Origin of the sequence: Sneathia sanguinegens (assembly GCF_001517935.1) — a bacterium.
Taxonomy (GTDB): domain Bacteria; phylum Fusobacteriota; class Fusobacteriia; order Fusobacteriales; family Leptotrichiaceae; genus Sneathia; species Sneathia sanguinegens.
In genome coordinates, this window is sequence record NZ_LOQF01000007.1 from 61,207 (window position 1) to 75,578 (window position 14,372).

The following is a 14,372-nucleotide window of genomic DNA, read 5'->3' on the forward strand; positions in this document are numbered from 1 at the left end:
CTCCTTTTAATTTTCTTGATTTTTTTTATCAATAATTTCTTTTGTAATTAAGATTTTTTTAATTTTTGCATCACTTGGAACCTCATACATATAATCAAGTAAAGTGTTTTCTACGATACTTCTTAAACCTCTAGCTCCTATATTTCTTTTAAGTGCCAAATTAGCAATTTCAGTTATTGCTTCATCTGTAAATTGTAAATCTACATCTTCAATTTCAAAAATCTTTTTATATTGTTTTATAAGTGCATTTTTAGGTTCAACTAATATTTTTGTTAAAGCCTTCAAATCTAATTTATTTAATGCTGTTATAATTGGAAATCTTCCTATTAATTCAGGTATTAAACCAAATTTTTTCAAGTCTTCTGGTAAAACATATTTAAAGATTTTTTCTTCATCTAATTCTTTATTTTCTTTATTTTCTGTTCCAAATCCTATTTGCTTAACATTAAATCTTGATTTAATCTTATTTTCAAGTCCAGAAAATGCTCCACCAACAATAAATAATATATCTGTTGTATCAATTTCTATCATTTCTTGATCGGGATGTTTTCTACCTCCATTTGCTGGAACTGATGAAATTGTCCCTTCTACTATTTTTAATAAGGCTTGTTGTACACCTTCCCCAGATACATCTCTAGTTATAGAAGTATTTTCAGACTTTCTTGCAATTTTATCTATTTCATCTATATAAATTATTCCTCTTTGTGCAACATCAATATCATAATCTGCTGCTTTTATTAATTTCAATAAGACATTTTCTACATCATCACCAACATAACCTGCTTCAGTTACTGTTGTTGCATCTGCAATAGCTAAAGGAACATTTAATATTTTTGCCAAGGTTTGGGCAAGTAAAGTTTTTCCACTTCCTGTAGGTCCTATTAATAAAATATTAGATTTTTGTATTTCAACATCATCAATTTTTTTTGTATCTTTGAACATTAATCTTTTAAAATGATTATATACAGCAACTGATAAAACTTTTTTTGCTATATCTTGACCTATTATATATTCATCCAATTTTTTCTTTATTTCCATTGGCTTAATTAAATTGATATTTCTATCTGCTAATTTTGTAACAGGCTTATCATTTTTTCCAATTAAATCATTACATCTTAAAATACAATTTTCACAGATATATGTATTTTCTTCTCCAGCTATTAAATTTAGTTCTTCAGAACTTTCTCCACAAAAAGAACACTTTATTTTTTTAGCCATTTGTATTCCTTTCAACGTTAAATTATATTATCTATTAAACCAAATTCTTTTGCTTCAGATGCAGACATAAAATTATCTCTGTCTGTTGCTTTTTCAATTTGCTTCATAGTTTTACTTGTATTTTTTGCCATTTCGCTATTTAAAAGTTCTTTTAATCTCAACATTTCTTCTGCTCTAATTTTTACATCTGTAGCTTGTGAAAAACTAATTCCACCTAATACTTGATGTATCATTATTCTTGAATTAGGTAAAGAAAATCTCTTTCCCTTTTTCCCAGCTGCTAATAAAAAAGCTCCCATACTTGCTGCTTGACCTATACAAACTGTTGATACATCACAATCTATATGTTGTATTGTATCATATATTCCTAGTCCAGCTGTAACTGAGCCACCTGGACTATTAATATACATTGTAATATCTTTTTTCTTATTTTGAGCATTTAAATAAAGTAATTGTGCAATTATTGTATTTGCCATTTCATCATTTATTTCACCCATCAAAAATATTATTCTATCTTTTAGTAATCTTGAAAAAATATTATATGTTTTTTCAACACCACCGTCTTCTTCCGTAATAAATGGATATATCATCTTACACCTCTTAATTATTAGCTAATAAAAATTCTTTTACTTTACTCATAAAGATTGAACCTGCTATTTGATTAGTGTAATTTTCTAACATTTTTGCCTTAGTTAATTCTTCTATTATTTGTTCTAAAGTCATATTATATGCTTTTGCCATATTTTCTAATTCAGCATCTACATCTTTCTTTTCAACCTTTATGTCTTCTATTTTAGCAATGCTTCCTATTATTAAATTAAATTTAAGAACTTTTCTTGATCTTTCTTCTAATTCTTTTTCAAAATCTTCTTCTGTTTTACCTTGCATTTCTAAATAAGCCTTTAATGTAATATTTTGCATTGATAATTGTTGAACCAATGTATTTTTTTGATTTTCATTTTCTTTCTTTAATATATTTGCAGGTATTTCCATTTCAGTTTCATTAACTAATTTATCAGCAATTTTTTCATATTTTTGATCCTTTGCCATTTTTTCAGCTTCAGTTAATAATTGTTCTTTAATAGAAATCTTGTATTCTTCTAATGTATCAAAACCTTTTGATTTTGCATATTCATCATTTAATTCAGGTAATTTTTCTTCTTGAATTGAATTTAATTTAACCTTGAATAAAGCAGGTTTACCTTTTAATTCTTCAGAATGATATTCTTGTGGGAAAACAACATTAACATCAAATTCATCATTAACATTGTGTCCTACTATTTGATCTTCAAAATCATCTATAAATGAATGTGAACCTAATACTAGATTATAGTTTGTAGCCTTTCCACCTGCAAAAGCTTTACCATCAACAAAACCTTCAAAATCAATATTTGCTACATCATTTAATTCTGCAACAGTTTTTTCACTTTTAACATATTTCTTTTCTCTTTGAACTAATGAATTTAATTTATCTTCTACATCTTTTTCAGTAACTTCCTTAGGTTCTTCTTCTATATTTAGACCCTTATATTGAGGAACTTCAAAGTTAGGTTTTACATCAAATGTTACTTCAACTGTCATTTTATCATCTGTAATTGAGTGATTTTCAACATTTATTTGACCTAAAACTTCTATATTATTTTCTTCAAATGCTTTTTTTAATTCAGAATTTAATACTTTTCCAAATAATTCTTCATTTATTTTATCTTTAAATGTTCTCATTATTACATCTTTAGGTGCATGTCCTTTTCTAAACCCATCAATTTTAACATTTTTTAATTCTTCTAACATTTCATTTTTTAAATTTTTTAATTCTTCTCCACTAACTTCAATTGCTACCTTTGCTGCCGAGTTTTCTAATAATTCTAATTTATACATTTTTTCCTCCTATTTTTCTTTTAATCATATCTATTCTATCACGAATTTATAACTTTATCTATTAAATTTGAAATTTTTATTCCTTGCTCTACACTATCATCTAAATGTACTCTTACTTCAGGAACATATCTAATTGTTAATTCTTCGCTTAATTTTTTTCTAAAAAAGCCTCTTAACTTAGTTAAGTCTTCTAACAATTTTTCTTTATTAATTTTTTCATCATATGATAATATTGAAAATGTTATATCCACATATCTAGCATCCTTTGTTAAGCTAACTTTATACACAGTAACATATTTTCTTATCTTATCTGAATTAACTTCGGTTAAAATTGCTGTTCCTATTAATCTTGATATTTCTTTTTCAAGACCTCTTAATCTTCTATCATTCATCTATCTTTCAATTTCCTCTTTAATATATGCTTCTAGTATATCTCCTTCTTTAATATCATTAAAGTCTTTTAAGCTTATACCACATTCTTGACCCATATTAACTTCTTTTGCTTCATCTTTATGACGCTTCAATGCAAGTATGTCACCATCAAAGATAATAATACCATTTCTTAATACTCTAACTTTTGAGTGATTTGTTATTTTACCATCAGTTACTAAGCAACCTGCTATATTTCCAACATTAGAAATTTTAAACACTTTTAGAACATCTAGTCTACCATGGAATACTTCCTTATATTCTGGATCTAACATACCTTTCATAGCTTTTTCAATATCTTCTGTGACATGATAAATTACATTGTAATTTCTTATTTCAACACCTGTTTTTTCTGCTTCAGCTCTCGCTGTATTAGTAGGTCTTACTCCAAAACCTATAATAATTGCATTTGAAGCTTCGGCTAATTTAATATCTCCTTCTGTTATCGCACCTGCTGTACCTTGAATAATATTAATAGCTACCTTATCATTACTTAATTTATTTAATGATTCCTTTAATGCTTCTACAGATCCTTTTGAATCCGCTCTTATTATACATTTTAATTCTTTTAATTGTTGATCTTCCAATTCTCTTGATAAACTTTCAAGTGAAATATGTTTTTTAGCATCAATATCATTAAGTTTTATATTTGCCTTATAATCTTCTACTATCTTACGAGCTTGTTTATCATTTTTAACACAATAAATCATACCACCAGCTTCAGGTATTTCACTAAAGCCTGTAATTTCTACTGGCATAGATGGACCAGCCTTTGTAATCTTATTTCCTTTATCATCTATCATACTTCTAATTCTTCCACTTGTTCCTCCTACAACGAAGATATCACCTATTTTAAGAGTACCTTCTTGTACAAGTACATCAGCAATAATACCAATTTGTGGATCTAATTTAGATTCGACTACAACTGCCTTTCCTCTCTTTTTCGGATTTGCCTTAAGTTCTAACAATTCTGCTGTTATTAAGATAGTTTCTAATAATTCATCTAGGTTAATTTTTTGTTTAGCTGAAATTTCAACACAGTCTGTATCTCCACCCCATTCTTGAGTAATCAAGCCATATTCCATTAATTCTTGTTTAACTCTCATAGGATTTGCTCCAGGCTTATCAATTTTATTAATTGCTACTATTATCGGAACTCCAGCTTCTTTCGCATGAGAAATTGCTTCTATTGTTTGAGGTTTAACTCCATCATCAGCTGCAACTATAAGTATAGAAATATCTGTAATGTTAGCCCCTCTTGCTCTCATTTCTGTAAAAGCTTCGTGTCCCGGTGTATCAATAAAAGTTATTTTTTGATCCTTCCATTTTATTTGATATGCCCCTATACTTTGTGTTATTCCTCCTGCTTCATTTGCAATTACATTAGTATGTCTTAGTGCATCTAGTAATGAAGTTTTACCATGGTCTACATGTCCCATTATTGTAATAACTGGTGCTCTAGGTACTAATTCATTTGGTTTATCTGCTATTTCCAAGTGATACTTTTCTCCATAAGGCAATTCAACTTTTTGTTCAACTTCTATTAAAACATTGTGTTCTAAAGCAATTTCTTCAATTTCTTCCATTGATAAAATAGCATTTACTGTTAATATTTTTCCTTGCATAAAGTATTTTGAAATTATTTCTGAAGAATTTATACCTAATTTTTCTGCAAATTCTTTAACAGTTAATTCTCCATCAATTTTTAAAATTCCTGAAGTTTCATCAATTTGAACAACTTCACTTTTAACTACTTTTTCTTTTTTCTTTATTTTTTTCTTAGTATTTTCTTTTCTAAAGTCTGTTCTTAATTCTTTTAACTTTCTTTCTTCTTCCTTTGCCTTCTTTTCGTATTCATACTTTTTTTTATCAAATTTTAATTTATTTTTTGAATTTTTTGAATTTTTTGTTAAAGTAATTGCTTCAGGAACTTCAACATCAGTTTTAGGTTTTTCATTACTTTTATTTTTATTGAAATTTCTATTCATATTATTTTCATTTTTATTAAAGTCTTTTCTATTTCTATTATCTCTGTTGTCTTTATTATCTCTATTGTCTTTATTATCTGAAAACTTATTTTTGAAATTTCCATTATTATTACTTGGTTTAAATTCTTTTTCATCATTTGTATTTCTATCTTTGTATGTATTCCATTTGTGATAATCTCTCGCTGGTTTTTCTCTATGATGAAATTCTTTCTTATTATTTTTAAATTCTTTTTTCTTATTTGGAGCAAAAATCTTTTTTTCTTGTACTATTATTGTTTTTACATCTTTTTGTTCTTGTTCTTCTAATAATTTTGGCATTTTTTGTTCTATAATCTCTATTTCCTTTTCATCTAATTTACTCAAAGCTGTTTTATTCTTTATTCCCAAGTTTGTAATGTTTTTTATAAATGTAGTCGTATCTTGTGCAATCTTTTTAGCATATTCATAAACTCTATTACTCAAACTTTCCACCTGCCTTTATATATTTTTTTATTTCTTCTTGTGTTTTGACACTAAAAGTATATTTTTTATTTTTTCCCATTATATCTAATACCTTCTCATTAGGAAATAAATAAATCGCTCTTTTTTGCATTCTTTGTTCTTTATCAAGCTCATATTCACCTTTTTCATTTTTTACAAATCTAAGTAAATTTTGTTTTTCATACTTTTTTTTTGTAAAAACACAAGTTCTTATTGGCTTAGCCTTCAATTCTTCTTTCTCCTTAATTTTCATTCAACATTTCATCTTGTTCTTCTTGACTTAGACCTTTAATATCTATTTTAACTTTACATAATTTTGATGCTAATCTTGAATTTTGTCCTTTTTTACCTATTGCTAAAGATAATTGTGCATTATCTACACAAATTCTTGCAATAATGTCGTCTCCTTCTTGCACAACTTCTGATGAGAACACTGTTGCAGGGGCTAATGCACTACTTACATAATTTCTTGTATCTGAATCCCATTCGATAAGATCTATTTTTTCTCCTTGCAATTCAGATAAAATTGCTTCTAATCTCATCTTATTATTTCCCATACAAGCACCTTTAACATCTAAGGTTTCATCAGCTGAATATAGGGCAACCTTACTTCTGCTACCTGCTTCTCTTGCTATACCCTTTATTTCTATTTCTCCACTTGCTATTTCAGGAACTTCTCTTTCAAATAACTTTTCTAAAAATTTTTCTGAATTTCTTGAAAAATCTACCTTTGTAAATTTTGTTCCTTCTTCAACTGAACCAATATATACAGAAACTATATCACCTTGTACAAAGCTATCATTAGGATTCAAATTTCTTGCTGGTATTATTGATTCTATTCCGCTTATTTCTACATATAGATTTCCCATTTCATCAGTTTTTTTAACCAAAGCCTTAACCAAGCAATCTTCCAACATTTTAAATTTATTATATATATTTAATTTTTCATGTTCTCTTACCTTTTGTATTACAATTTGCTTAGCATTTTGTATTGCATTTCTTTTGAATGTTTCTGCATTTATTTCTATTTCAAGCTCATCACCAAGTTTAGCCCTTTTTGAACGCAATTTTGCATTTTCCAAAGAAATTTCAGTAGCTATATTTTCTACATTTTCAACTACAAGTTTCTTTGCCTTTACTTTAACTTCCCCCGTTTCTCTATTAATTTCAACATGAGCATTTTCTGCATCACCATAATTTCTTTTATATGCTGCTAATAAGGCTGTTTCTACAGCTAAAAGTAATTCTTCTTTTTTTAGTCCCTTATCTTTTTCAAGTTCATCAAGTGCTGCAAGAAATATGCCCTGTTCTTTAGCTTTCATTTAATTTTTCCTCCATTTCCATAAATTTTTTTACATCAAAAACAGTTTTTGCTGTTTTAATCTTAGATAGTGGTATTTCATATTCATCTAAGCTAACAATATCATTCTCAAACTTTTTCAAAATACCTGTAAAATCTTTTTTTGAATATATATTATTTTTAGTCTTAATATTAATCAATTCTCCTATATGTTCAAGAAAATCTTTTTCTACCTTTAATCTTCTTTCCAAACCAGGTGTTGATACTTCTAAATAATACTTATCTTTAATATATTCATCACAAGTTTTTTCAATAAGCTTACTGATATTTTCACATAATTCCAAATTTGTTTCTCCATTTTCTGCTTGAATATATACACGAAAATAGTTATTTTGATTTTCAACTACATATTCACAATCAATAAGTCTTACATCCACTTGTTTTAAAAGTTCTTCTAATTTGTTCTCTAAGTCTTTCAAATTTTCACCTCTACTAAATTAAAGAGTGGACTTAATGTCCACTCCCCTAAGTTGTTATATTCATTATATCATCAAAAAAAATTTTTTTCAAGTTATATCAGAGCTATTCTTTATTAATATACAAATTCTTCCGTCATTTTACTTTTTTCAATTAAAGTTCTATAAACCTTTGATTTTTCAAGAAGTTCTTTATGTGTTCCTATACTTTCAACCTTACCTTTATCGATAACTACAATTTTATCAACATTTTCTATAGATTTCATTCTATGTGAAATGATAATAACTGTCTTATTCTTTATTAACCTATTAAGGCTTTCTTGTATTTTTTTCTCATTATCTACATCAAGATTCGCTGAAATTTCATCTAAAATAAGTATGGGGGCATCTTTTAAAAATGCTCTCGCAATAGATAATCTTTGTCTTTGACCCCCTGATAATTCTAAGCCATTTTCACCTATTATAGTTTCATAACCCTTAGGAAGTTTTTCAATAAATTCATTACAATTAGCTAATTTTGCCGCTAATTTTACTTCATCCTCTGTTGCATCTTGTTTTCCTATACGAATATTTTCCATAATACTTGTATTAAATAGAGTAACATCTTGAAAGACTACAGAAATTTTTTCAAATAATGACTTAGTTGATATACCCTTTATATCTTTACCATCTATTAAAATTTCTCCAGTATTATAATCATAAAGTCTTGATATTAATCTTAAAATACTAGTTTTTCCACTACCAGATTCTCCTACAATAGCTGTTACTTCTCCTTGATTAGCTTTAAAGCTTATATTTTCTAATACTGGACTTTCCTTATCATATGAAAAATACACATTTTTCAATTCAATATCATAGTTATTTAGCTCTGTTTTGACACCTTTTTGTAACTTTTGTGTCATTATTTCTTTTATTCTATTTATCATTGGTGTAAGATGATATAACTCCATAATTCCTTCTTTTGAAGAATCTATTGCATCTTTAATTTTTATTGCACATAATAGATAAGAAATAAGGTAAACAGTATTAATTTCTCCTTTAATAATCAAGTTTATTCCTACGAGTATAACAACAGCTATACCCACAAAACTAAATATTTGTGAAATTACTATAATTAAAATCATGTTAAATTCAGATTTTATATGTGCTCTTTCTCCTTCTTCCATATTATTATAAAGTATATTTTTCATCTTTTCTACAATATTAAGACTCTTTATTTCCAATTGCATTTCAATATTTTCTTGAAAACTTTCTGAATTTCTTCTTAATATATCAAAGTTTTTCTTATTTAATAAGACTTGATACTTTTTTGATAAGAAAATAAAGATAAAACTTAATATTGTCGGTATTATTACAGCCAAGCCCATTTTAACATTTCCAATTAACATTAAAATTGAAATTATTGGGAAAAATATTGCCATTCCATATAACTTTGGAATTGAGTGACTTATAGCATGTTCTATTGCACTAATATCTGACATTATAGTTTGTGAAATGTCAGAAAGATTATTTTTTGAAAAATATGATAAGGGTAATTCTGATAACTGTTCTGCTATCTTTATTCTTAAATTTGCACTTTCACTATAAGTTGCATTATATAATTTTTCATACTCAATATTAAGAAAAACATTTAATAGAATAAGTGAAATTATAGCTATTATTACATAAAAACTTTTTGTTTTAATTACTCCTTCTAGTATTTCTCTTGCAAAAATTATAAGTACTATTGCAGGTAACATATTAATTACATACACAATAAATGAAAGCATAGTAGATTTTGTTACTTTTTTTGCTCCTTCATCTGTAAGAGAAAATTTTCTCTTATAATACTCCTTCATTTTCTACCCTCCATTCATTTGCACTATCAAATTTTTCTTGTAACTTTTTGTATTTTGTATCCTTTGACATTAATTCTTTATCGCTACCTCTTTCAACAATTTGTCCATTTTCTATCACTAATATTTCATCGACTTTTCTAATACTTGTTAATCTATGAGCTATCATTATAACAGTCTTACCATTTATTAAATTCTTTAAAGCTCTTTGTAGCTCATATTCATTTTCTGGATCTATTGAAGCTGAGGCTTCATCTAGGATAATAATATTTGAATTCTTTAAAATTGCACGAGCTATAGCTATTCTTTGTACTTCCCCACCTGAAAGATAAACTCCCTTTGAACCTATTATTGTATTTTCTCTATCTTTAAATTTTTCTAATATTGTATCACAACCAGCTAAATGTAATGCATTCATAACTTCTTCTCTACTAGCATTTGATTTTGCAAGCAAAACATTTTCAAATATACTTATTTTAAACATTTTAGCATCTTGAAATACGAATGATATAGCATCTACAATACTTTTTTCAGTATATTGTTCTATAGATTTTCCACCTATCTTTATACATCCATTATCTACTCTATAAAAGCCTGAAATAAGCTTTGCTATTGTTGATTTACCTGAACCCGAACTTCCAACTAGGGCATAATATTTACCACTTTCTAATTTAAATGATAAATCTTTCAATACTATTTTTTTATCATATGAAAAGGTTACATTAGCGAACTCTATATCATAATTTTCAAATTTTTCTAAGCTTCCATGTTCTAACTTATCTTTTTGCATACTTTCATACAATTTTTCTAAACTATCAACTGCATAATTAGCTTGAAAAATATACATTGAAAACCACATTATTCTCATAAATGATACAAAAATAACTCCGCTTAAAAATAAAGTCATTATTAGATCTATTAAAAGTACTTTTAAATTACCAAGAATTGGTAACATAAATACTATCGGTATAATCAAAATTAATATAAGTCCGAAAAATATCCATTGGTACCAAACATATGCTTTTTTACAAGAATTTGAATAATCATAAGCATATTTAGAGTAATCTTTGATAGACTTGTATAAATTTTTAAATGATTTAACTTTCATTCCAAATATTTTAATAACTTGCATACCTCTAACATATTCCACAGATTCAGCACTTAATTTTTCTAATGATTTTTGATATATTTCCATAAATTTTGACTCACCCATCATAGCTGCTAATATTCCACCACAAATTATTGTTAATAAAACTAAAATAATACCTACTCTAATATTTACAACAAAACTTAAAACCATAGTCAATATTGGTATAATAAATGCTTGTGAACTGTCTGGTATCATATGTGCTACAGCTTGATGTGTCTGTGCTGCATTATCGTCTAATATTTTTCTAACCTTTCCAGAAGGATTTAAATCAAAAAATCTAAAACTAGACTTACTAAGCCCTTCTATTCCCTTTTTTCTTAAATTAGTTTCTAATCTAAATCCGACTAAATGTGAAAAAACTCCCGATATACTATATGCTATTGCCCCAAGTATTAAAAAAACGACCGTTCTTATGGCTAAATATTTTGAATTTTCTAACTTATTTTGCATTATTAAATCACATAGAAATTTATAGATATAATAATAGGCAAAAACTGTTAAAAAAGCAGACACTACAGAAAAAAATATTGCAAGAAGTATAAAATGCTTCTTTTCTTTAACATATGCAAAAAGCTTTCTATAAATAAACATATGTCCCTCCTTCTCTATTCTAAATAGACTAAATTTGTTTCTCTTGCTCTTTTATTATATATCTTATATAATAATAAATGCAATAATTTTACTTAGATATGTCTAAAAGGATTAATGTCTAATCAGGATATTTTGGAGGTTACATATGAATTACTATGATTTTGTAAAAAAATATATGGATACTGATGAAAATTTAGATAATACAAAATATTCAAGAGTTGGTCACTCTTTTAATTTGGACACACAAGAAATCAAAGGGGTTTATTGGTTTTATCAAACCGATGAATTCATTATCGATATACATGACTTTTTTATAAAAAAACAAATAATTTCAAATAAAATATATAATATTTCTAACTACATTTCTATATACACTTGCTATTTAATTAATGCAAAAGGCGAGAAATTTAGCCCCTACCAAACTCTAAGTTCTAATTCTTTATACTCTCTTGATTTTGATAATATGACTAAAGATTTTCGCTTTATACTACACGAAAATTCATACTATTTATCTGTTTCTATTGGTTTTAAAAGAGAAGTATTAGAAAGAAAACTTAAAGCCTTAAATATTGATTCCAAGACTTTTTATTCAGAAATATTTTTATCTAATCAAACTATACTAACAAAAGTATTAGAACCTATTGCTTTTGATATTTTAAATTGCAAAAAGGAATCTCTTGCTGCTAAATTTTTCTTCAATGCAAAAGTTAATGAATGGTTAAGTGTAATTATCGACACATATCTAAATAGAAAAAATTTTAAGTTATTTCCTGATGATGAAGAATGCCTTGAAAATGTCTCAAAATATTTAGATGATAATTTTTCAAAAGATATTTCTCAAAATATTTTAGAAAAAATTTCAATGATGAGTGGAACTAAGCTAAAAAAGCTCTTTAAAGAAAAATATGGGCAAACAATAACAGAATACACGCAAAGAAAGAGAATGAAGATGGCAGAAATGCTACTAATTAACACAGACATAAAAATACGAGAAATAGCAAAATCTGTAGGTTATCTTTCTCCTAGCAAATTCAGCACTTACTATAAAAGATATATGGGTATATTTCCTCGAGAAGTAAGAAAAATGAAGAAGTGAAATTATATAGACTTTTAGGCTATATTGCATTATACTAATAAAGGTGGTGATTTTATGAATAATTTATATAATGCACAATTAATTAATGATAAAAATACATTAGATACATTATGTTTTCTATTAAAAATAGATAAAAAGCTTTTTCTTGTAATGCCTAACAATAATGCAAATTTTAAAAAAATATTAATATCTAAATTTAGTGTTAATTTTTTATTTGATATAAAAGAAGAAAATATATCACGAACAAAGGATTTGGTATATGTTTATATTGATTGTGTTTATTTTGATAAAAATGATATTTTAAAAGATAATAGACCTCAATTTTTAATTTCTGATATGCACAAGTTAGTTTATACTACAAAAGAAAATTTTGAATACACCCCAAAAAAAGAAAATTGCTTTGTCAACATTTTAGAAAATGGAATAGATAAAACAATACCTTTTAAAAATGTTCCCTTTTCTCTACTTACAAAAGAAAATAAAGTGTATGGTATAGTTATTGGGGATAGGGTTGTTGAATTGTAAAAAAACAACAACTTATACATCCCCTCGTATTAATAATGCCCAATTTTTTATAAATATTATTCCTGCTATTAGAAGAGCACAACCTAAGCCTGAATAAAAGAATGCAACGAAATATTCCGGTAAAATTTTTAGTACCCTTAAGCCTATTCCTCCACCCATCATAATTATCATTATAATATATGACTTAACATCAAAAAAATTCCAAAATGCTACATAGTCATCATAGCTCAATATTCTTTCAGTATGCTTTTGGCTCATTTTATAAAACATTGACCCAAATATTATAAAAATTATAAAAGATAAAAGATAAAGATACCACTTACTCTCAATACCCATATATGAAATTACACCCAATCTTGCAACATTAAAACCTGCTACACACCAAATAAGTCCTGCTATTATTAAAAGATTTATTTTCTTCACTTTAAACATACATACCTCCTCGATTTATGTCATTTATAGGAATAATTATATCATTTTTTTAATTTAAACCCAACAAAATTTTAGATTAAATAGTTTAATATATACTTAACTAAAGAAATCCTATTGTTTGGGATACCGATTGATAATGGTCTCCAAATCCTGCTGACTGTTTCGCCATCCACATTGGTATCCCAAATTTTCAAAGACCCCATATTCTCTTTTCTCTTGTTTTCCACTGTTTCCATATAATTATTCTCATCCTTCTCCTAAGGTGCCCATCTATCCTTTTCAATGCATACTTCATATTCCCTCTTCTAAAATAGTTTATCCACCCTCTAATTACTTGATCCTCTGGAATCTTTTAACTGAATCTTAGTGTGGTCTTGCTTTCCATTCTGTTTTGTCTTTCCAAAAGCCATATCCTAAATATTTTAATTTCCTTGGATTTGTGACTTTAGATTTTGTTACATTTACTTATAGTCTTAGTTTCTTTTCTATCCATTTTGTTACTGATGCCATTACTCTATTGACTGATGCTTTACTTCCTACTGCAATTATGCAGTCATCTGCATATCTTACAAAGTTTAGTCCTTTTGACTCTAGTTCTTTGTCTAATTCATTCAGCATTATATTACTTAAAAGTGGTGATAGATTTCCTCCTTGTGGTGTTCCCCTTAGTTGTCTCTTCATATTTCCCATTTACCATTACTCCTGCATTTAAGGTATTTCCTAATTAGAGATTCTGTGTCTGGGTCGTTTATGAGATTATGAACTAGGGTCATAAGTTTATCTTGTGGAACATTATCGAAGAATTTCTCTAGGTCTATATCTACAACATAGATTTTCCCGTCATTGAAATACTCAAGTAATTTCACTATTGCTTGCTGTTCTCTGTGATTTGGTCTTATTATTGGTATTCCAAGATTACGTACAACACCATTTGGTTTAGGTATTTCTACTCTCAAAAAAAAAAAAAAAAAAAC

Annotated in this window: 16 protein-coding genes; 2 read left to right on the forward strand and 14 right to left on the reverse strand. The window is 26.9% G+C overall.

Features of this window, described 5'->3' with window-relative positions:
• Window positions 1-6 precede the first annotated feature (6 nt).
• The 10 genes from clpX to AWT65_RS04260 all read right to left on the reverse strand — a co-directional run bounded on the left by clpX (window position 7) and on the right by AWT65_RS04260 (window position 11,345).
• On the reverse strand, window positions 7-1,218 hold the full coding sequence (gene clpX, locus AWT65_RS04215) for an ATP-dependent Clp protease ATP-binding subunit ClpX (RefSeq protein ID WP_066729674.1): 1,212 nt from the start codon (window positions 1,216-1,218) through the stop codon (window positions 7-9).
• Between the two features lie 17 nt (window positions 1,219-1,235).
• Entirely contained in the window at window positions 1,236-1,808 is a 573-nt protein-coding gene (locus AWT65_RS04220; protein WP_066729677.1) for an ATP-dependent Clp protease proteolytic subunit, read from the reverse strand.
• A 10-nt stretch (window positions 1,809-1,818) separates the two neighbouring features.
• Window positions 1,819-3,096 (reverse strand): trigger factor, encoded by a 1,278-nt coding sequence (gene tig / locus AWT65_RS04225; RefSeq protein WP_066729679.1) that lies wholly within the window; start codon window positions 3,094-3,096, stop codon window positions 1,819-1,821.
• Window positions 3,097-3,134: 38 nt separating this feature from the next.
• Complete coding sequence (gene rbfA / locus AWT65_RS04230; protein ID WP_066729681.1) at window positions 3,135-3,488, reverse strand: 30S ribosome-binding factor RbfA; 354 nt, start codon at window positions 3,486-3,488, stop codon at window positions 3,135-3,137.
• Window positions 3,489-5,975: a translation initiation factor IF-2 gene (gene infB / locus AWT65_RS04235; protein ID WP_066729683.1), complete on the reverse strand. Its 2,487-nt coding sequence runs from the start codon at window positions 5,973-5,975 to the stop codon at window positions 3,489-3,491. It lies immediately after the preceding gene.
• Window positions 5,968-6,246 (reverse strand): DUF448 domain-containing protein, encoded by a 279-nt coding sequence (locus AWT65_RS04240; protein ID WP_066729685.1) that lies wholly within the window; start codon window positions 6,244-6,246, stop codon window positions 5,968-5,970. The genes infB and AWT65_RS04240 overlap by 8 nt, the downstream gene beginning before the upstream one ends.
• Complete coding sequence (gene nusA, locus AWT65_RS04245) at window positions 6,236-7,315, reverse strand: transcription termination factor NusA (RefSeq protein ID WP_066729687.1); 1,080 nt, start codon at window positions 7,313-7,315, stop codon at window positions 6,236-6,238. Before nusA ends, AWT65_RS04240 begins: the two co-directional genes overlap by 11 nt.
• Window positions 7,305-7,772, reverse strand: a complete 468-nt coding sequence (locus AWT65_RS04250; protein WP_066729690.1) for a ribosome maturation factor RimP — start codon at window positions 7,770-7,772, stop codon at window positions 7,305-7,307. Before AWT65_RS04250 ends, nusA begins: the two co-directional genes overlap by 11 nt.
• Before the next feature lie 113 nt (window positions 7,773-7,885).
• On the reverse strand, window positions 7,886-9,607 hold the full coding sequence (locus AWT65_RS04255; protein WP_066729692.1) for an ABC transporter ATP-binding protein: 1,722 nt from the start codon (window positions 9,605-9,607) through the stop codon (window positions 7,886-7,888).
• Window positions 9,591-11,345 carry an ABC transporter ATP-binding protein gene (locus AWT65_RS04260; RefSeq protein WP_066729694.1) on the reverse strand — a complete coding sequence of 585 codons (1,755 nt, stop codon included), beginning with the start codon at window positions 11,343-11,345 and terminating at the stop codon, window positions 9,591-9,593. The genes AWT65_RS04255 and AWT65_RS04260 overlap by 17 nt, the downstream gene beginning before the upstream one ends.
• 145 nt (window positions 11,346-11,490) lie before the next feature.
• Between AWT65_RS04260 and AWT65_RS04265 the strand changes: the two genes are divergently transcribed.
• Together AWT65_RS04265 and AWT65_RS04270 are read left to right on the forward strand one after the other, a co-directional pair.
• Window positions 11,491-12,441, forward strand: a complete 951-nt coding sequence (locus AWT65_RS04265; RefSeq protein ID WP_066729696.1) for a helix-turn-helix domain-containing protein — start codon at window positions 11,491-11,493, stop codon at window positions 12,439-12,441.
• 54 nt (window positions 12,442-12,495) lie between these two features.
• Window positions 12,496-12,966, forward strand: a complete 471-nt coding sequence (locus AWT65_RS04270) for a hypothetical protein (protein WP_066729698.1) — start codon at window positions 12,496-12,498, stop codon at window positions 12,964-12,966.
• Between the two features lie 12 nt (window positions 12,967-12,978).
• Here AWT65_RS04270 and AWT65_RS04275 read toward each other — a convergent pair whose 3' ends face one another.
• The 4 genes from AWT65_RS04275 to AWT65_RS06815 form a co-directional block, all read right to left on the reverse strand.
• A complete protein-coding gene (locus AWT65_RS04275; RefSeq protein ID WP_066729700.1) occupies window positions 12,979-13,398 on the reverse strand; it encodes a hypothetical protein in 420 nt (139 codons plus the stop codon).
• Window positions 13,399-13,588: 190 nt separating this feature from the next.
• Window positions 13,589-13,747, reverse strand: coding sequence for a group II intron maturase-specific domain-containing protein (locus AWT65_RS06760; RefSeq protein ID WP_375168905.1), 159 nt, complete (start codon window positions 13,745-13,747; stop codon window positions 13,589-13,591).
• A gap of 116 nt (window positions 13,748-13,863) precedes the next feature.
• On the reverse strand, window positions 13,864-14,088 hold the full coding sequence (locus AWT65_RS06810; protein ID WP_269744841.1) for a reverse transcriptase domain-containing protein: 225 nt from the start codon (window positions 14,086-14,088) through the stop codon (window positions 13,864-13,866).
• Window positions 14,076-14,372: reverse transcriptase family protein (locus AWT65_RS06815; RefSeq protein WP_269744842.1), on the reverse strand; the 297-nt coding region annotated here is incomplete at its 5' end. The genes AWT65_RS06810 and AWT65_RS06815, both read right to left, overlap by 13 nt.